We start from the raw sequence: 17,865 nt of genomic DNA, 5'->3' as shown, positions 1-17,865 counted from the left end.
CTGCTTCGTTATTTTTAAGGTGGGACCGGAACAATATCACATCAGCCGGGTAACCGCTCCGCTTCGCTGCATAGCTGCTCGACAAGATCCGCAAGCGGGCGTGAGCCGTCGATGCGCACGACCGGGCAGGGCAGGCCCGCGAGCCACGCCTCATCTTTTGCGAGACTGCGGCCCTCGCGTTCGCCGGCTTCGTAGCGCGAGGCCCAATCGACAAAAGACTCCGTCTCCTCATGACGCCAGCCGCCCTGTGCGACGGCATCAGCTCCGAAATGCGTAGCCTCGCGGCCACGCAGGCGCTGCAAGCGAAGCTCGCGCGGCGTCGTCACAAAGCCGACAAGGTCGAACAACGGGACGAGTTCGTCGCCCCAGCCGGTGACGGTTCCGCTCAGCACCCAATCGAGACGCGGCAGAAACATTTCGCCCATCAGGCGCAGACGATCTGCGGCAGGGCGCGTCGTCTGGTAGGGCGGGGCGGTCGGCAGCCAGAAATAATCGTCGGTGTCGTGATGCGGCAGCGCAAGCCGGTCGGCGAGCGCGCGACCGATCGTCGTCACGCCGGAGCCCGAAGCTCCCATCAGGTGGATGCGGCGGCTCTTCATCGGCATCAGGCCAGACGATTTGAAGCTACTGCCCCGACGGCGTGCGCAGTCCGTGCCAAGCGTCGCGGACCTGCTGGTAATGCACCTCGGGCAGATAGTCCGGCGTGTTGAGGCTAAGCGTCTTGACGTCGAGATGGCCGACTGCGCTGAGCAGCGTGTAGGAGGCGATCACGCGGTCGCGCAGTGCGCCGATCAGGCGGGCCTTGGCCTGGATCAGATCGGCCTGCGAGTTCAGCACGTCGACCGTCGTGCGCTGCCCGCCGGCGGCTTCGCGCTGCACGCCCTGGAGCGCGACGGTCGCCGCCTTCACCTCGGACTCCGAGGCCGAGACCGCGATCTTGGCGCCCTCGTTGGCGACCCAGGCGCTGGTCGCCGCCGTGCGCGCCTGGTTCCGCACCTGGTCGAGCACCAGCCGGCTCTGCGCCGTGACTTCCTTGGCCTGCCGGGTTTGCGAGGCGGCCGTGCCGCCGTCGTAGATCGGCGCGGTAACGTTGGCGACGATCGAGGCCTGGTCGGTGGCGAAGGTGCCGAGCGTCGGGTCGTTGTCGCGGCTCTTGCTGGCGCTGCCCTGGACGCTGGCGCTCGGCAGCAGCGCGCCCTCGGCGACGCGGATATTTGTCGAGGCGACATCGACGTCGAAGCCTGCCGCCATCACCGCCGGATGCTGGCGGATCGCCATCGTCATCGCGTCCTCGCGGCTCTTCGGCAGATAGCGATCGACCACGTCGGCCGGCTTCAGCTGCGATGGCGGATTGCCGATCACCTGCGCATAGGTCGCCTGGCTGACCGCGAGCGCGACCTCGGCGGCATTGAGATCGGAAAGGCCACGGTTGAGACGGGCTTCGGCCTGCGCGGTATCGGTCGGCGTGACGTCGCCCGCGTTGAGGCGGCGCTGGGTGACCGCGAGGGTCTCGCGGAGGAACGCCACGTTGGAGCGCTGCGCCTCGACCAGCGACTGGTTCGCCAGCACGTTGGTATAGGCGGTGACGGCGTCGAGCAGTACGCCTTGGCCGACATTGCGCAGCGCCTCGCGGCCAGACTGTACCTGCAACTCGGCGGCCCGCACGTTGTTGGCGGTGCGGAAGCCGTTGAACAGGGTCTGCGTCACCGTGACGCCGATGATCCACGGCTTCAGATCGGCGGTCTGGATGGTGTTGTTGGGCAAAAGGTTGCGAACCGATTGCAGGCCGGCGCTGAGGCTCGCCACGATCTGCGGTCGGTAGCCGGCGAGCGCCTGCGGCACGTTTTCGTCGGTGGCGCGCTGCCGCGAACGCTCGGCATTGAGCTGCGGATTGGTCTGATAGGCCTTTGCGAGCGCCTCGGGCAAAGCTTCAGCCCATGCAGCCGAGGGCAGGGCGCAACAGAGCGCCAGCGCGGTCCATGTCGCAAGCACGGGACCCACGCCCGATCGATGTCGCGTCATCACGCGACCAGCTCTGGCGGCACGCCCAATCATGTAATCCCGCTAAACCCCGGCTGTCCGCCCCCGCCGACGGTGGCCTCTTAACTGTTTAACCAGCCGGGGTCCCGCAGGCAAACTGCCGCGGGGGAAACCCCCATCTATTCCGTGCTTGTTGCAGGTGCGTCACAGGGCTTCCGCGGGAGAGCGGCGAAGCCTTACACCAGCCTGACCGCTCGCGGGTCTTACCGGTTCTTGTTCACCGGCTTGCGCTTCTCGATGAACGCCGCCATGCCCTCGGAGCGGTCCTCCAGCGCGAAGGTCGCGTGAAACAGGTTGCGCTCGACGCTCATGCCCTCGGCGAGCGTGGTCTCGAAGGCGCGGTTGACCGCTTCCTTGGCCATGGCGACGGCGGGCCGCGACATCGATGCGATCTTGTCGGCGGCGGCCAAGACTTCGTCCATGAGCTTGTCGGCGGGCACGATGCGGCTGACGAGGCCTGAGCGCTCCGCTTCCGCCGCATCCATCATGCGGCCGGTGAGGCAGAGGTCCATCGCCTTCGACTTGCCGATCGCGCGGGTCAGGCGCTGGGTGCCGCCGATGCCTGGAATGGTGCCGAGCGTGATTTCGGGCTGGCCGAATTTAGCGGTGTCGGCGGCGATGATGAAGTCGCACATCATGGCGAGCTCGCAACCGCCGCCGAGCGCATAGCCCGCGACCGCAGCGATGGTCGGCTTGCGGCAGCGCGCGACGCGGTCGCCGCCGATCGCGGCGAAATCCTCGGAGAACATGTCGATGAAGCCTTTCGGCTGCATCTCCTTGATGTCGGCGCCGGCGGCAAAGGCCTTCTCGCTGCCGGTCACGACGATGCAGCCGATGGCGTCATCGGCCTCGAGATCGTCGACGGCCGCGGCGATCTCGCGGAAGACGCCGAAGGAGAGCGCATTGAGCATTTTCGGCCGGTTCAGCTTGATGATGCCGACCGCGCCTTTGCTCTCGACGATGATGTGTTCGAACGTGCTCATGCTCCACCCACGCGTTTGATTGGGCGGGCAATGTGCCCGCTGGCGCGGTGGGCTTCAAGGGCCGAAAAGCTGTCGGAACGGGGCCGTCCGGAACGCGCGGCGAGACGCGCGTTCCGGGCGAGGTCCCTCAGGCCAAGATCACCCGAGAATCAGGCGAAGAACATGCGCGCGGCAGAGGCCAGCGTCAGCAGCGTGCCGACGCCGATGAAGATCTTGCCGATCAGCGAGCTCTGGTCCCAGGCCGAGCTGTGGCTGCTCGCCATCACCGGCGCCGGCCGCGCGTCGGTTGCGGCGATCACCGCCTTCTGTGCCGGCGGGTCCTGTTGCAGCGCGCGATCGATGTCGTTGAGCTGATCGGGCGCCACCACCTGAGCCTCGTCATTCGGCGCGGTGGTATTATCGGCTGCAGCCTGGACATTGTCATTGGCGCGGCCGGTCATCGCGGAGGCCGCGGCAGCCATCGGCGTATCGGCTGCGGCGATCTGCGCGTTGGCGTTGGCGACGGCCGGCGGCATCTGGCTCAAGGCTGGCACGTCGTTTTGGGCCTTCGTTGCGTCGTCCTTCTTGTCGGCCTTGTCGTCGGATTTCTGCGCCGTCTTGCCGCTGTCGCGGTGGCGCGATGCATGGCGCCGCTGCTTGCTCGGCTTGACTGCCTCGTCCTGGTTGCTCGCGCTGTCCGATTTGCTGCTTGTGGCTGAACTCGGTGCCGCCTGTGCAGCGGCTCCGACCAGCACGAAAAGGCCGGCAAGGAGAATCAGTGCGGCGCGCCCGCTGGCTTTCATCATGTTGACGATCTCCCCAATTCCCCTGTCCCGGGACCGAACAGAGCCCCTGGGGCGTGACCACAGCGGGGCAAAAAATGGGATTCTTCGTGCCACACTAGGCAAAAGCGGGGCAAACCGCCGCCGCGCAACCGGCCGCGGGATGCGGACGGGACCGATCGGTGTTATGAGCCGTCGCGGGTTTTTACGGTCGCTTCGCGTGGCGATGCGCGGCGCAGATCACGAAGTCGTGATCTTGCTGGTGCCGGCGTAACAAACTGAAAGAGCTGCCGAATTGCATGGTGAGGGCGCGTGCGCGGACGTGAGGACGAGTGGACCGGCCTGATGCGGTCGGCCATGGCAGGCGATGATGCGGCGTATCATCGCCTGTTGAAGGCGGTCACGCCTGTGCTGCGCGCTGCCGCGAGGCGGGGTCTGGCGCGGGCCGGGCAGCCTCCCGACCAGGCCGAGGATATCGTGCAGGAGATTTTGTTGGCGGTCCATCTGAAGCGGCACACCTGGGACAGCGAAGCCCCCTTCGCCCCGTGGCTGTTTGCGATCGCGCGCAACAAGCTGATCGATGCGCTCCGGCGGCGGGGCAGGCGGGTCTTCGTCAACATCGACGATTTCGCCGAGACGCTGCCGGGCGAGACGCCGCAGGAGACGGCCTCGGCGGCCGAGGTCGCAACGCAGCTCGACACGCTGCCGCAGCGCCAGCGCGACGTGCTGCAGTCGATCGCCGTCGACAGCGCTTCGATCAAGGACACGGCGTCAAAGTTTTCGATGAGCGAAGGTGCGGTGCGGGTCGCGCTGCATCGCGGACTTGCGGCGCTGACTGCCAAACTGCGGGACCACTAGTCATGGATACCGATCAACTCATTCGTTCGCTCGCGGCCGACAACGCCCATCGCGCGCCGCGCGTCGGCGCCGTGCTGACGATGGCGCTGCTGGTGGCGGCACCGTTCTCGATCCTGATCTTCGCCAGCTTCCTTGGCGTGCGGCCCGACGTGATGACCGCCATGCACAATCCGTTCTTCGACACGAAGTTCGCGGTCACGCTGTCGCTTGCGATTCCCGCGATCATCGTCAGCCTGCATCTGTCGCGGCCCGAAGCCTTGATGCGCGGCTGGGGATGGCTGCTGCTGCTTCCCGTCGGCCTGCTTGCGGTTGCGATCGGCAGCGAGACCATGATGGCCCCGGCGATGCCGATGACGATGCGGCTGGTGGGCAAGAACTCCCGGGTGTGCATGCTCGCGATCCCGGCGATGTCGCTGCCGCTGCTTGCGGGCGCGCTGTTCGGCCTGCGCCACGGCGCGCCGTCGCATCCTGCACTCGCCGGCGCGCTCGCGGGCCTGCTGTCGGCCGGCCTTGCCGCAACGCTCTACGCCTCGCATTGCACCGACGACTCGCCGCTGTTCGTCGCGACCTGGTACACGATCGCGACGGCACTCGTGACCGCGATCGGCGCCTACGCAGGTTCGAAAGTTTTGCGCTACTAGTGCGCCGGCTTCACGCCGCCGGCGTCGTGCCCTGCTGCATGCGGTGGAAGCGCAGCACCTGCTGCGCGGTCGATGAGCGGAGGGCCTCGTAGGCATCGCGCAGCGTCAGCATGTCGGTCTTCGAGTCGCCTGAGAGCTTTTCGCGCATGGCGATGATCGCGCGGACGCTCGACCATTGCATGCCCGCGACCTTGGCGAGGATCATCACGCCCTCGTTGCGGCTCTCGATCATCATGTTCTCGGCGGTCTCGACCGCCACGCCCGCGAGCGCCGCGAGTCCTGCATTGGTCTCGTCGAACTTGCCCTGCTCGGCGAAGCTGGTGACCTGGAACTCGTTGAGACGACCGTCCTCGTGCAGCGATCTCACCAGTGCGCGCGCCATTTCGGTCTGCCTGGTCATGGCGGCGGCGCGGACCCGCTGGGTCGCTTCCTGGACCACGCTGGACACTTCGTCCGCGAGCTCCGGATGCGCGGCCTCGAGCTTCCTGCGCACGCTCAGGGACGCCTTGGCGACCAGCTTCAAGTAGTGATGGCGCGGCAGGTCGGGCCGCAGGCCGATGCAGGCGGCGAGGTCATCGTCGCGTTCGGCGCGCGTGACGAGGTCGCTGAGACTTCCCTCGGAGAGCTGCGCGCCCGGATTGCTGACGGTCGATTGCACGACGTCTTCGTTGCCGCGCGCCACCAGCACGTCGGTCAGCGCTGCCGACAGCACCCGCCGCAGCGAGATCGCCTTGAGATGTGCCTGGCTCCTGGTGCGCGCGATCTCGATCAGGGTCGCCTCGTCCAGCCGTTCCGATTTCGTGAGCACGGGTCCGGAGACCTCGATCACCTCGTCGAGCGCAAGCGTGCGGATGATCTTGGGCGGCGCGGCCGCGATCGGCGCGAGACGGTTGGCGAGCAGCGCTCTCGCCGAGGCCTCGATCTGCTCGATCAGGCACTGGAACACGTCGTCGAACACCCTGACGTGCTCGTCGGAATAATCCACCGCATTGTTGATGAACAGATCGGTGACGCGGCGCAGGGCCTCGACCCGGCGCGCGACGGTGCCGTGCGAGAGCGCGGCCTGCAATTCCTCAAGCAGGTTCTCGGATGGTTTTTCGGATTTCGATCTCATGGCCCTGTCCTGGAGCGTTCGGTCCGGCTGCGGCTTCTGCGCAGCCAGGAAAAAATGGATTAGTCAGCTCGTTGCAATACGATTGCGCCCTTGCGCCTTGGCGGAATAAAGCGCGCTGTCGGCGCGTGCGAGAAACGTGTCGGCAGTATCAACGTCGCGCAGCGTCACGACGCCCGCGGAAATCGTCACCCGCATGCCGGGCGAAAATGCGCTCCAGTCGAGATCGGCGACGATGCCGCGCAGCCGCTCGAGCATGCGCCCCGCCGCGCCGCCGTCGGTGCCCGGCAGCAGCAGCAGGAATTCCTCGCCGCCATAGCGGCCGAAAAAGTCGGCCGGGCGGATATTGGCAAAAATGGTGATGGCGAAGGTGCGCAGCACCTCGTCGCCGACGGGGTGGCCGTGGGCGTCGTTGATGCGCTTGAACCAGTCGAGGTCGATCAGCGCGATGGCGCAAGGTGCGGACGCCAGCTGCGACTTTTCGACCTCTGCATCGAGCAGCCGCATGATGCAGCGGCGATTGTAGGAGCCGGTCAGCTCGTCGAGCTCGGCGAGCTCCTCGATGCGCTGATAGGCGGCCTTCAGCTCGATGCTGCGCCGGTACAGGACCTTTCGCAGCGTGGCGCCGAACAGGCCGAGGAAGGCGCACTGGCCGATCACCAGGACGAAGCACAGCATCGAGGCGGTCCGCTGGAGCCTCGTGGCGACTGGCATGCCGATCGGCAGGTCGGAGGCGAGGAAGACGGCCGCGAGGCAGGTCGTCGCGATCGCCCAGGTGAACATCGCCTGCGCCGAGGTCATGCGCAGCGTGCCGAAGGCGAAGATCAGGAACAGCACGCTGATGAAGGCGATGCCGAGGGTCGGCACCGACACCAGGAAGATGAACTGCAGCGCCATGTGCGCCGAGATCTGGAAGACGGTGAGATAGTGGTCGCTGTGCCTGTCGCCGACGCCGGCTTCCGACATCACGACGAAGATGCCGATGATCATCAGGCCGCCGACCCAGAACAGCGACGGAACGTTCATCCGGACGACGCCGTCATGGGCATAGATCAGCAGCACGAAGGCGCCGAGCGAGTAGCTTGCGACCTGGCCGACATACATCTGCCGGCGTTGCCGGACCCGGCGCGCTCGCACCTCGGGCGCAGCCGCGTCGGGCATGAGAACGAGATCCGCGACCTGAGCGGCATTCCTCTCCGGTAAGGTCGTCGCGGCCGTGCTCATTGTCCCGCCAAGGGTGGATGTCAGCTCAAAAATCTACGCGGCAAGCCTTTAGGTTTGGTATCCTTCGCAATCGAATCCAAACGGTGCAGCGCGCAACAGGGTGACAGCGGCCGGCGGGGAAATTTGCCGGCGATTAGGCATCGTTGGCGACGGGGTCGAGCCAAAGCAGGGCTTGGTGAGACATACGTCGTGCAGGGCTGCTATGGTTCCATCACGTCGGGCCGTCCGCGCCGGACGGCATTGCGCAGGGAATGCATCATTACTATGTTACCGTTATCGAGCGAGCCGGCCAACCGCCACGGGTGGCAAAAGGAAAATTCGCGTATGTGGGGTAGATCACACAGACCCCCGTGTGACTGCGGTACGCTGAAGAATTTCGCCCCGCCCGTCGAACCGTCCGCCGCGCCGACCCGACCAACTTTGCGAGACGGGCATTGAGCGTGACACAGGCGGCTTCGGACGAGGTCCTGATCGCCAGGATCGCTCAAGGTGACCGGCTCGCCATGCAGGTGCTGTACGGGCGGCACCATGTCAGGGTCTACAGGTTCGGGCTGAGGCTCGTGCGGGATGAGCAGGCGGCGGAGGACCTCATCAGCGAGGTGTTTCTCGACGTCTGGCGTCAAGCCGGCAAGTTCGAGGGGCGATCCGCCGTCTCCACCTGGCTGCTGGCAATCACCCGATTCAAGGCCCTGTCTGCGCTCCGGCGCAGGAAGGACGTTGGGTTGGACGACGAAGCTGCCAACGCGATCGAGGATTCGTCTGACGATCCGGAAATCGCGGTGCAGAAGAAGGATACCAGTGAAGCGTTGCGCGAGTGTCTGACGGGCCTCTCGCCGGACCATCGGGAAATCGTCGATCTCGTCTACTACCACGAGAAATCCGTGGAAGAAGTGGCCGAAATCGTCGGTATTCCGGAGAACACTGTGAAGACGCGCTTGTTTTATGCGCGCAAGAAACTGGCCGAACTGCTGAAGGCAGCCGGCGTTGAGCGAGGCTGGCCATGATGGCATTGAGCAAGAAGATGCTGGAGCAAGAGCCCAGTGAAATTGAACTGCTGCTGCCCTGGCACGCCGCCGGCACGCTGAACGCGCGTGACGCTCGCCGCGTCGAGGAAGCGCTGGCGGGTGATCCGGCGCTTGCAAAGCAATATGCCGCGATCCGCGGCGAGTACGAAGAGACCATCCATCTGAACGAGAGCTTAGGGGCTCCGTCGGCGCGGGCGATGCAGAAGCTGTTCGCCGCGATCGACGCCGAGCCTGCGCGGCCGGTCGGTTCGCTGCCGCTCTCGGCGCGCATCGCGACCTTCTTCTCGAGCCTGTCGCCGCGTACGCTGGCCTGGTCGGCGAGCCTGGGTGCCATCGCGCTGCTGCTCCAGGCCGGCATCATCGGCGCCGTGCTGATGAAGACCCAGCCCGCGACCTTCGAGACCGCTTCGCTGTCGGTCGGCGCGCCGATCACGCGCGAGCTTGGAGCTGCACCTGCGCGCGCGCTGGTGCGCTTCACGCCCGAGGCGCGCGTCGCCGACATCACCGCGCTGCTCGACAGTTACCAGGCTTCAATTATCGGTGATGCCAAGGGCGGCATGTTCCGTCTCCAGTTCGACAAGGCGATGAGCCGGGACGAGCTCGCCTCGCTGCTCGGCAGGATGTCGCGCGAGAAGTTCGTCAACCTCGCCGTCGCGGCGCCGTAAGGCGCCGCTGCACCGATGACGCGCAAGTCCGAGAGTAAGTCGCGAGCCGGGGCCTACGTTTCATCGGTCGGAGCTGCACTCCTGCTCGCCGGCCTCGGCGTCGAGGTTGCGCAGGCGCAGGCGATCATGCGCACGCCGACGATCAGCGTCCCCACGCGCACCCCGACCATCTCTCCCAGCATCGCCGCGCGCGTCAGCCCCGGTGTTGGCGCGCGGGCTGTCGGCGTCGGCCCCGGCCCGCGTTCTATCCCTGCTATCCCGCGTACCACCACCACGGCGCGGATGCGACCGACCCCGGTGCTGCCCTATGCGCGCTATTCGCCGAACCTGTACCCCGCCTGCACGGCCCCCTATCGCGACGCCGACGGCGAATGCCTGGCGCAGCCGGGCGCAGGTGGCGATGGCACAGGCAAATCGGGCAAGAAGAGCGCCGGCAAGGGGCGGGGTAACAGCACGCCGGCCGCCGTCGACTTGCGTAGCTTCGCCAACGAATTCGTGGCCGAGATCGACGGCGCCCTGTCGGCGACCGAAGCCGACGAGCTTGCGCGCCGCCACGGCTTGACGCGTGTCTCATCCGAGAATTTCCCGCTGATCGGGGCGACGTTCGGCCTGTTCCGCATCACGGACGGCCGGCCTTCCGAGACGGTGCGGCGTGAGTTCGCCGCCGATGGCAGCGTGCGTTCGGTCCAGCCGAACTTCCGCTACGTGCTCCAGGATCAGAAATCGTCGGTGCCGACCGAGGGTGATCCCGCGCAATATGCGCTGGCCAGGCTTCGCCTGCCGCAGGCGCATACACTGGCACACGGTGCCAACGTGACGGTTGCCGTGATCGACTCCGGCATCGACGCCCAACATCCCGAGCTCGCCCATTCCATCGCCGACAACTTTGATGCGCTCGGCAGCGCCGAGGGCCCGCATGTCCATGGCACCGGCATTGCCGGCGCCATCGTGGCTCATGCCAGGCTGATGGGCAGCGCGCCCGAGGCGCGCATCATTGCCATCCGCGCCTTTGGCGGCACGACGGGCGGCGCCCAGAGCTCGTCCTACATCGTCTTGCGCTCGCTGAATTACGCCGCCGAGCACGGCGCGCAGATCATCAATATGAGCTTTGCCGGTCCGAAGGACGCCGCGATCGAGCGCGCCATCGCGGCGACCGCCGCCCGCGGGCTGGTGCTGATCGCGGCCGCCGGCAATGCCGGCGCGAAATCGCCGCCGCTTTATCCTGCCGCCAATCCCAACGTGATCGCGGTCAGCGCGACCGATCAGCAGGACAAGCTGTTCTCGGCGTCCAACCGCGGCAATTACATCGCGCTGGCGGCGCCCGGCGTCGACATCTTCCTGCCCGCGCCCGACGGCAAGTACCAGATGACCTCGGGGACCTCGTTCTCGGCCGCCTATGTCTCGGGCGTCGCCGCGCTGCTGCTCGAGCGCAATTACACGCTCAAGCCGGAGGCGCTGCGCATGACGCTGGCGAAGACCGCGCGCGACCTCGGTTCACCCGGCCGTGATGATCTCTTCGGCGACGGTGAGGCCGACGCGTTTGCCGCAGTCATGGCCGTTCCCGCCGACAGCGCGACGCCTGTCGCGGCTGCGTCCGGTACAACAAAACGTGAAGATGCCGAGAAGCGTCGCGACGAGCCTGGCATCCGCGCGATCGAACAACCCTCGCTGTCGAGCGCAGAGGATAAATCCACGATTTCTCAGGCGGATAGGCCGGCGACGCGATAGCGGCTGCGACAACTTTGCGCGCGGTGCGAAGGCCAAGAAATCGAACGCCGCATTGAACGTTCAGCCGGCTGCCACGACCAAATTATGTGGGAGCGGTCATCCCTCCCCATAAGTCATATCAGGCGCGAGCGCCCATCCACCCCAAGCGCCCATATGGCTCGACCCGTCCGGTTGTCCCCCCGGACGGGTCTTTTCTTTTCAGGGGCTGATTTCTTGAACCGCTCGGCGCGATCAGCTTCCGGTTGAGCGAACGTGGCGGCGCCCATTGTCGGCGCCCGGGAGTCGCCCCGCAGGCCGGTTATGCTTGTGCGAAGCTTGACTCGAAAACACAGCAATTCTCCGCACGACTACCGTTATTGACGACGACCGGCGTGTCGTTGCTGGACAAGTCAAAACTTTTCCACAAAATATTCATGTCACGTCTAAATTGATTCGTGTGCGTTGCGTCGCGTCCGTATTTTTCACCTGACGGGCTGGTTTATGACACATCGCCAAGAGGCTGTTCGCGACGTGGCGCGTGGCCGCGACATTGCGGCACGCTGGTGCACTCTCGCCGAGCAGCGGCTGGAACATCTCTCCGAAATGTTCGAGACCGGACGCTGGCGCCGCTACCACTCCGAGATCGCATTCCTCGAAAACATCCAGGAAGCCAAGCGCGCCGTTCAGACCTGGCGCGCGCTCGCGACCGGTGCCGACGTGGCTGCGGCGGCCGCGAGTGTCTCGCCCGTATTCGGCTGGTCGCCGGCGACCATGCCCCGCGTGTTTCCGCGCGAGCAACAGGCGCAGACCGTGCAGCCGAAGGCCGTCCACATCGCCGCGGAGACCGCCGTTCCGGTCAGGCTCGCGCCCAAGCCGGAGGTCCTTGCCGAAATCCCCGAAGCCCCGCTCGTGCCGCGAGCGACGCCGGCTGCGGCGGCATTGTTCACTGCGCCTGCCGCTGTCGCTCCGCTCAAGGCTCCCGCTGCGCGGGCGCCGGTCGCCGCGCCCGCTGTGAGGTCGCCGGTCGCCCCGCCTGCCGCAATGGCGGCGTTCACCGCACCTGCCGTGAAGGCGCCGCAGGCCACGCCTGCTGCAATGGCAACGCTCCTGCCGCAGTTCGCCCCGCCCGCCGCCGAAATCGTCGCCGCTCCCGAGCGCGTCGTCGAATTCACCTTCAGCCTCGACGGCCTGCAAGCGAAGTACCCGCTGCTGAGGAACGCGTTTTAAGGGCGAATGTTCAAGAGGACCACCGCGTCCTCCCGATCCCCGTCATCCTGAGGTGCGAGGCATGGGACGCTGCGCGTCCCATGGGGAGCCTCGAAGGATGCACGGCCGCTCTGGCGTCGCACACCTACCGCCGCACCGCATTGCCGCCGACCACCAGCTGCGCGAAGCGCTGTGCGCCGTCCGCCGACAGATCCGACGTCACCGCACGGGCATGATCGAGCCCAACCACGGCGCCGCGCGGGGTTTCCGAGATCATGTTGTTGTTGACGAGCGCGGTGCCTGCGCCGGACACCACGGAGACGCCGACGCCGGCCAGCGCCTTGCGGATCACGTTGCCCGTGATCGCGACGTCGCGCAGATATTTGCCCCAGCCGGCGACGATGCCATAGGACGGCGCGTTCTCGATCACATTGCCAGTCACGGAGCTGTCAGCCTCGACGTAGATGCCGACACCGGCATCGTCGTCGGGGGCGGTGCCGATCGGCCGCTTCGGGATCAGATTGCGGATGATGTTGCCCTGGACCACCGCGATGCGGCCGCCTTCGTTGAAATTGCAGACGGAGACGCCGACGGCGGCACCATCGACCGTGTTGTTGGCGATCACCGCGGCCTCGAACGCGAACTCCGAATAGAGCGCGACCTCGCGCACGTCGCTGACGCTGTTGCCTGATATGTGGATGTTCGAGGCCGAATTGCCGCGCACCGCCGAGTAATCGCAGTTCCTGATGCGATTGCCGCGCACGATCACGTTGCCGGCGCGAAACGCGTTGATGGCGTTGCCGTACTGGCCCGAGCCGCCGGGACCGGCCTTGATGTCCTCGATGCGGTTATCAGTGACCAGCGTGCCGTCATCGCCGATCGTGGTGCGCAGGATCTCGATGCCGTTGTCGTTGGTGCCGATGATGGTGTTGCGCGAGACGCTGAGGCCCCTGGCGTCGAATGAGACGACCGCCGTCACCGCAATGCTGGTAAAGATGTTGCCGGAGATGTCGCCCGTGACCTGCTCGAGCCAGATGCCGCTGCCGCCGGAGCCGGTGATCTCGCAATCGGTGATGCGGACGTCACGCCCGCCGAGGACATGGATCAGTCCGCGCCGCGTCGGAAGCGGAATGCCACCGCCATCGAAGCTGATGCCGGTCAGGCCGATCGAGTCCGACCGGTCACTCTGGATTGCCGCGGCTCCGCCGGTGAAGACGAATTTTGTCGCGCCGCGCACGCCGATCAGCTGGGCACCATTCGGCAATCGCAGCAATCCGCTCCGATAGATGCCGGGTGGCAGCGCCAGCGGCATCTGTGCCCGTGCAGCTTCGTCGATGGCGCGCTGGAGCACGCGGGTCTGGTCCTCGCTGCTGCCGGGCCGCACGCCGAATTGCGTGGCATCACGGCCGAGCAGGGATGTCAGCGGCGCCGCGCGCGCGGCGTCGGCCGGCACGGCGAGTGCGCCCGCGATGCCTGCGGTCGAAGCTCCGATGAGACGACGGCGGTTGAGGTCCATGACGCATCCTTCGGCGGACGCGGGAGGTCCGCGACCGACTAGGTAGCGCAGGGTGGCCGACGGCGCGGGGATTGTTCGCGGTAGGGTTAAATGTTTACCGCGGAGGCGGTGCCGTAGGGTGGGCAAAGCGCAAGCGTGCCCAACAAAGCCTATTCGAGGCGAAGTCGTGGGCACGGCGCAAGGGCGCCTTTGCCCACCCTACGAGACCTGCGGGTTCCGCCGCTTCCTCGCGAGCCCCACTATCTCCATCAGCATGGCCTCGCCGGCGTCCACCAGTTCTTCCAGCGTGATCCGCGGCGAACCCATGCGCCGAACAGCGCCGCTACGCGCGAGCAGGGGAATGTGGATGAACGCGGCAAGCTGCGGTCCGCCCGCCCTGACATTCTCGATCGCGCGCCAGCTGAGATAATTGCAGAGATAGGCCCCGGCATCGCGCGAGGCGCGCGCGTCGATGCCGGTGAGGCGCGCGGCGCGCAGCAGTCTTGCCGTATGCGGACCGAACGTCATCGCGTCCGTATGGCCGGCGATGCCGCGCTTGCTGGAGCGGGTGTTGGCGGCATCGGGCCAGAGCATGGTGACGGCATTGCGGGCGCGGGTCTCGATGCGGAGGTAAGGCGTGCGCGCGGCGAGGCCGAACATCAGCAGCGCATCCGGCTTCTCTTTCGCGAGCACATCAGGCAATTGCCGGTCGACCGCGGCGTAGGTGACCGGGAAGATGTGGCTCGCGAGCGCGACATCGTCGAGGGCCGGACGGCGCAATTGCGCCAGCCGCGCGACCAGCGGCTGGGTCGGGTTATAGGGCGCGCCGGGAAACGGTCCGAAGCCGGTGAGGAGAATGCGGAGCTTTTCGCTCATTGCAGCAACTCCAGAATCTGCTCGGCGGCGAGTGCCGGCGTGAGATGGCCTTCAGCCACCTCAGCCTCGATCTTCCTGACTTTCGTACGCACCGACGCCTCGCTGCGCAGCCGCGCCAGCATGCGCTGCTCCAGCATCGACCACATCCATTTCACCTGCTGCTCGCGCCGCCGTGCAGCGAAATCGCCGGATGCATTCATCGCCTTGCGGTGATCCAGAACCTTCTGCCAGAGTTTTGCGATGCCGTCGCCGGTCAGCGCCGAATAGGTCTCGACCGGCGGGTGCCAATGCTCGGACCGGGGGCTGAGGATATGCAGCGCGCCGCGATAGTCGGCGGCGGTGATGTTGGCGCGCTTGAGATTGTCGCCGTCGGCCTTGTTGATCGCGATCATGTCGGCGAGCTCGACCAGGCCCTTCTTGATGCCTTGCAACTCGTCGCCGCCGCCCGGCAGCATCAGCGCGAGGAAGAAATCGGTCATGTCACAGACCGCGGTCTCGGACTGGCCGATGCCGACGGTCTCGACCAGCACGACGTCGAAGCCGGCGGCCTCGCACAACAGCATGGCCTCGCGCGTCTTGGCGGCGACGCCGCCGAGCGTGCCTGACGATGGCGAGGGGCGGATGAAGGCGTCATTGGAGGCCGATAGCCGCGCCATCCGCGTCTTGTCGCCGAGGATCGAGCCGCCGCTGCGCGCCGAGGACGGATCGACCGCGAGCACCGCGACCTTGTTGCCCTGTTCGATCAGGTACGTCCCGAGCACGTCGATGGTGGTGGACTTGCCGACCCCGGGGGAGCCGGTGATGCCGACGCGAACCGCCTTGCCGGTGTCGGGCAGCAGCATCTGCACCAGCTCGCGCGCCAGCGCCTGGTGGTCGCCGCGCCGGCTTTCCACCAGAGTGATGGCCCGGGCGAGGGCCGCGCGACTGCCGGAGCGCAAGTCGCGGGCGAGGGTTTTGATGTCGATGGATTTGCTACCGGTCATGATTGTCTTCGCGTCCAGCCGCTAGCGGCCCGACATGCGAATGTGTCTTTCAGCGCAAGATTTCAAAGGTGGAAGGTGGATTTGAATGATGTCCCAAACGATCTCGGCCTTCGTCATGTGGTAGGCATGACGAAGTAGATTTCCGAAGTCGATCATCTTGCGCCAATCGATCGCCGGCTCGGTTCGTTTTATCTCATCCGGGATGAATCTTGATGCCTCGCAGATGATCTCGAGAAGTCGTTCGATTGCCAGCCGGGCGGTTTTTTCAGAGACGAATTGATCGAATGTGAGGCCCTTCACGACACTTTCGATGTCAGTGATAGCTTCCAGAATATCTCGCAGCCGGTCTTCCACGGTCGGCGGCATTCAGAAGACCTCGACCAGATCATCCGCGATACGCTCGGCCATGCGCGGCTTCAGCAGGTCCCGTATCGATATCTGCGCTCGTAGGCCGACATGGTCCTCGATCAAATGCAGGACTCTAAAGTAGTCGAACCGCGGCGTTTCCTCGCGCGAGGTTGTCTCGACCAGCACGTCGAGGTCGCTGTCTGGCCGAGCGTCGCCGCGCGCGCGGGACCCGAACAGGTAAAGCCGGATGACACCTGCAGCCCTCAGGGCGGGAGCAAGCTCTCGGAGCTTCCCGACAAGCGTCTGGAGCGGAATGTCTGCGACGTCGGTCATGACCGGACACTAGCACAAGGCGACCGTCTGGCCCAGCATGGCGGAGCCGGCTGGACCCGCCCCCGGCGGGGCAGGCGAGGGCTGCCCGCCCCCTATCACCCGGGTGTTGCCGCCGCCGTCTGCACCGGCTTCACCTTGCGCCAGACCCACACCATCACCGGCCACAGCAGCGCGCCGATCGCCATGGCGGCGAGGATGGCGGCGACGGGGCGCTCGAAGAACGGCAGGATGCTGCCGTCCGACTTGATCAGCGAGGTCACGAAAGCCTGCTCGACCATGGTGCCCATGACGATGCCGAGCACCATTGCGGCGACGGGATAGCCGTTGGCCTCCATCACATAGCCGATCACGCCGAAGGCGGCGACGGTGACGACGCCGAACATGTTGTTGCCGATCGCGAACGAGCCGACCGCGCAGCAGAGCATGATGATCGGCATGATGGCGGAGCGCGGCGCCAGCAGGATGTAGGCGGCGATCCGGATCATGGCGATGCCGAGCGGGATCATCAGGATGTTCGCGATGATGAACATCAGATAGATCGCGTACATGCTCGACGCCTTCTCGGTGAACAGCGTCGGGCCGGGATTGAGGCCCTTCATGTAGAGCACGCCGATCGCGATCGCGGCGATGGTGTCACCGGGAATGCCGAACAGCAGCGACGGCACCCAGCCCGAGGCGATGCTGGCGTTGTTGCTGGCGCCGGCCTCGACCAGGCCCTCGACATGGCCGGTGCCGAATTTCTCCGGCTCCCTGGAGAAGCGCTTCGACATCGCGTAGGAGACCCAGGCGGCCATGTCGGCGCCGGCGCCGGGCAGCACGCCGATGATGATGCCGATGATGTTTCCACGCGTCATCTGCCAGTGATACTTCTTGGTCAGCTTCCACTGGCCGGCCATGATGCTTCCGAATTTTCGTCGCGGCAGCGGCGGCGGCTCGGGCGTCAGCATCGCGCGCATCACCTGCGCCACCGCGAACACGCCGACCAGCGCCGGGATCGGCTCGATGCCGCCGAACAAATCGGTGATGCCGAAGGTGAAGCGCGGCACGCCGCCGGGATTCTCGATGCCGATGCAGGACACCAGCAGGCCGAGGAACATGCCCGCGATCGCCTTCACCGGCGAGGAGCGCGCGACCAAGGTGGCGCACATCAGGCCGAGCAGCGCCAGCCAGAAATATTCGAAGGTCGAGAACGACAGCGCGATCTCGGCGAGCGGCGGCGCCAAGATCATCAGCGACAGCACGCCGGCGATGCCGCCGACGGCGGAGAACCAGACGCCGGCTCCCAGCGCCAGCTCGGCCTGGCCCTTGCGTGTCATGGCGTAGGCCTCGTCGGCATAGGCTGCCGAGGCCGGCGTGCCGGGAATGCGCAGCAGCGCGCCGGGAATGTCGCCGGAGAAGATCGCCATCGAGGAGGCCGCGACGATGGTCGCGATCGCCGCGATCGGCGACAGGTAGAAGGTGACGGGGACGAGCAGGGCGGTCGCCATCGTCGCCGACAGGCCCGGCAGCGAGCCGATGACGAGCCCGTACACGGAGGCTGCGAACATCGCGATGATGACCTCCCAGGTGGAGATCAGGGCGAATGCTTCAATCAGGGTCTTCAGCATGG

18 protein-coding genes are annotated in these 17,865 nt (G+C 66.2%); 6 read left to right on the top strand and 12 right to left on the bottom strand.

The genetic code is table 11. From position 1 onward, the window contains the following. Positions 1–41: 41 nt before the first annotated feature. The 4 genes from AC5ZFO_RS24105 to AC5ZFO_RS24090 all read right to left on the bottom strand — a co-directional run bounded on the left by AC5ZFO_RS24105 (position 42) and on the right by AC5ZFO_RS24090 (position 3,808). Positions 42–599, bottom strand: a complete 558-nt coding sequence (locus tag AC5ZFO_RS24105) for a P-loop NTPase family protein (protein WP_282518974.1) — start codon at positions 597–599, stop codon at positions 42–44. A gap of 25 nt (positions 600–624) precedes the next feature. Continuing rightward, entirely contained in the window at positions 625–2,055 is a 1,431-nt protein-coding gene (locus AC5ZFO_RS24100) for a TolC family outer membrane protein (protein WP_404979692.1), read from the bottom strand. 188 nt (positions 2,056–2,243) lie between these two features. Then, a complete protein-coding gene (locus tag AC5ZFO_RS24095) occupies positions 2,244–3,023 on the bottom strand; it encodes an enoyl-CoA hydratase (RefSeq protein WP_282518875.1) in 780 nt (259 codons plus the stop codon). Positions 3,024–3,172: 149 nt separating this feature from the next. After that, on the bottom strand, positions 3,173–3,808 hold the full coding sequence (locus AC5ZFO_RS24090; RefSeq protein ID WP_282518874.1) for a hypothetical protein: 636 nt from the start codon (positions 3,806–3,808) through the stop codon (positions 3,173–3,175). A gap of 288 nt (positions 3,809–4,096) precedes the next feature. On the opposite strand from AC5ZFO_RS24090, the gene AC5ZFO_RS24085 reads away from it, so the two are divergent. Both AC5ZFO_RS24085 and AC5ZFO_RS24080 read left to right on the top strand, forming a co-directional pair. Continuing rightward, positions 4,097–4,642, top strand: coding sequence for a sigma-70 family RNA polymerase sigma factor (locus tag AC5ZFO_RS24085; protein ID WP_282518873.1), 546 nt, complete (start codon positions 4,097–4,099; stop codon positions 4,640–4,642). Between the two features lie 2 nt (positions 4,643–4,644). Then, entirely contained in the window at positions 4,645–5,283 is a 639-nt protein-coding gene (locus AC5ZFO_RS24080; RefSeq protein ID WP_014496784.1) for an NrsF family protein, read from the top strand. 10 nt (positions 5,284–5,293) lie between these two features. On the opposite strand, the gene AC5ZFO_RS24075 is transcribed toward AC5ZFO_RS24080, so the two are convergent. Beyond that, the gene (locus AC5ZFO_RS24075; RefSeq protein WP_282518872.1) at positions 5,294–6,397 is read right to left on the bottom strand and encodes a DUF2336 domain-containing protein; all 1,104 of its coding nucleotides are present in this window, start codon (positions 6,395–6,397) and stop codon (positions 5,294–5,296) included. A 63-nt stretch (positions 6,398–6,460) separates the two neighbouring features. After that, entirely contained in the window at positions 6,461–7,618 is a 1,158-nt protein-coding gene (locus tag AC5ZFO_RS24070; RefSeq protein ID WP_282518871.1) for a GGDEF domain-containing protein, read from the bottom strand. Positions 7,619–8,052: 434 nt separating this feature from the next. Between AC5ZFO_RS24070 and AC5ZFO_RS24065 the strand changes: the two genes are divergently transcribed. From AC5ZFO_RS24065 to AC5ZFO_RS24050, 4 genes are all read left to right on the top strand, one after another. Continuing rightward, entirely contained in the window at positions 8,053–8,622 is a 570-nt protein-coding gene (locus AC5ZFO_RS24065; RefSeq protein ID WP_008140099.1) for a sigma-70 family RNA polymerase sigma factor, read from the top strand. After that, positions 8,619–9,308: a hypothetical protein gene (locus AC5ZFO_RS24060; protein WP_282518870.1), complete on the top strand. Its 690-nt coding sequence runs from the start codon at positions 8,619–8,621 to the stop codon at positions 9,306–9,308. Before AC5ZFO_RS24065 ends, AC5ZFO_RS24060 begins: the two co-directional genes overlap by 4 nt. Positions 9,309–9,323: 15 nt before the next feature. Beyond that, on the top strand, positions 9,324–11,036 hold the full coding sequence (locus AC5ZFO_RS24055) for a S8 family serine peptidase (RefSeq protein WP_496122726.1): 1,713 nt from the start codon (positions 9,324–9,326) through the stop codon (positions 11,034–11,036). 480 nt (positions 11,037–11,516) lie between these two features. Further along, positions 11,517–12,242 (top strand): TIGR03809 family protein, encoded by a 726-nt coding sequence (locus AC5ZFO_RS24050; protein ID WP_306664162.1) that lies wholly within the window; start codon positions 11,517–11,519, stop codon positions 12,240–12,242. A 124-nt stretch (positions 12,243–12,366) separates the two neighbouring features. Here the strand turns inward: AC5ZFO_RS24050 and AC5ZFO_RS24045 are convergent, their stop codons facing one another. The 6 genes from AC5ZFO_RS24045 to AC5ZFO_RS24020 form a co-directional block, all read right to left on the bottom strand. Beyond that, positions 12,367–13,737 (bottom strand): TIGR03808 family TAT-translocated repetitive protein, encoded by a 1,371-nt coding sequence (locus AC5ZFO_RS24045; protein WP_282518868.1) that lies wholly within the window; start codon positions 13,735–13,737, stop codon positions 12,367–12,369. 198 nt (positions 13,738–13,935) lie between these two features. Then, the gene (locus tag AC5ZFO_RS24040; RefSeq protein WP_496122725.1) at positions 13,936–14,592 is read right to left on the bottom strand and encodes a pyroglutamyl-peptidase I; all 657 of its coding nucleotides are present in this window, start codon (positions 14,590–14,592) and stop codon (positions 13,936–13,938) included. Continuing rightward, entirely contained in the window at positions 14,589–15,575 is a 987-nt protein-coding gene (gene meaB, locus AC5ZFO_RS24035; protein ID WP_282518867.1) for a methylmalonyl Co-A mutase-associated GTPase MeaB, read from the bottom strand. Before meaB ends, AC5ZFO_RS24040 begins: the two co-directional genes overlap by 4 nt. A 21-nt stretch (positions 15,576–15,596) precedes the next feature. Next, the gene (locus AC5ZFO_RS24030) at positions 15,597–15,941 is read right to left on the bottom strand and encodes a HepT-like ribonuclease domain-containing protein (RefSeq protein ID WP_282518866.1); all 345 of its coding nucleotides are present in this window, start codon (positions 15,939–15,941) and stop codon (positions 15,597–15,599) included. Next, positions 15,942–16,256: a nucleotidyltransferase family protein gene (locus tag AC5ZFO_RS24025; protein WP_282518865.1), complete on the bottom strand. Its 315-nt coding sequence runs from the start codon at positions 16,254–16,256 to the stop codon at positions 15,942–15,944. Positions 16,257–16,351: 95 nt separating this feature from the next. After that, positions 16,352–17,863 (bottom strand): tripartite tricarboxylate transporter permease, encoded by a 1,512-nt coding sequence (locus AC5ZFO_RS24020; protein WP_282518864.1) that lies wholly within the window; start codon positions 17,861–17,863, stop codon positions 16,352–16,354. Positions 17,864–17,865 lie beyond the last annotated feature (2 nt).

The sequence above is a fragment of the Bradyrhizobium sp. Unk1 genome, from assembly GCF_059512345.1.
The sequence above is the reverse complement of the archived record's forward strand: the minus strand, read 5'-3'. Positions and strand labels throughout refer to the sequence as shown.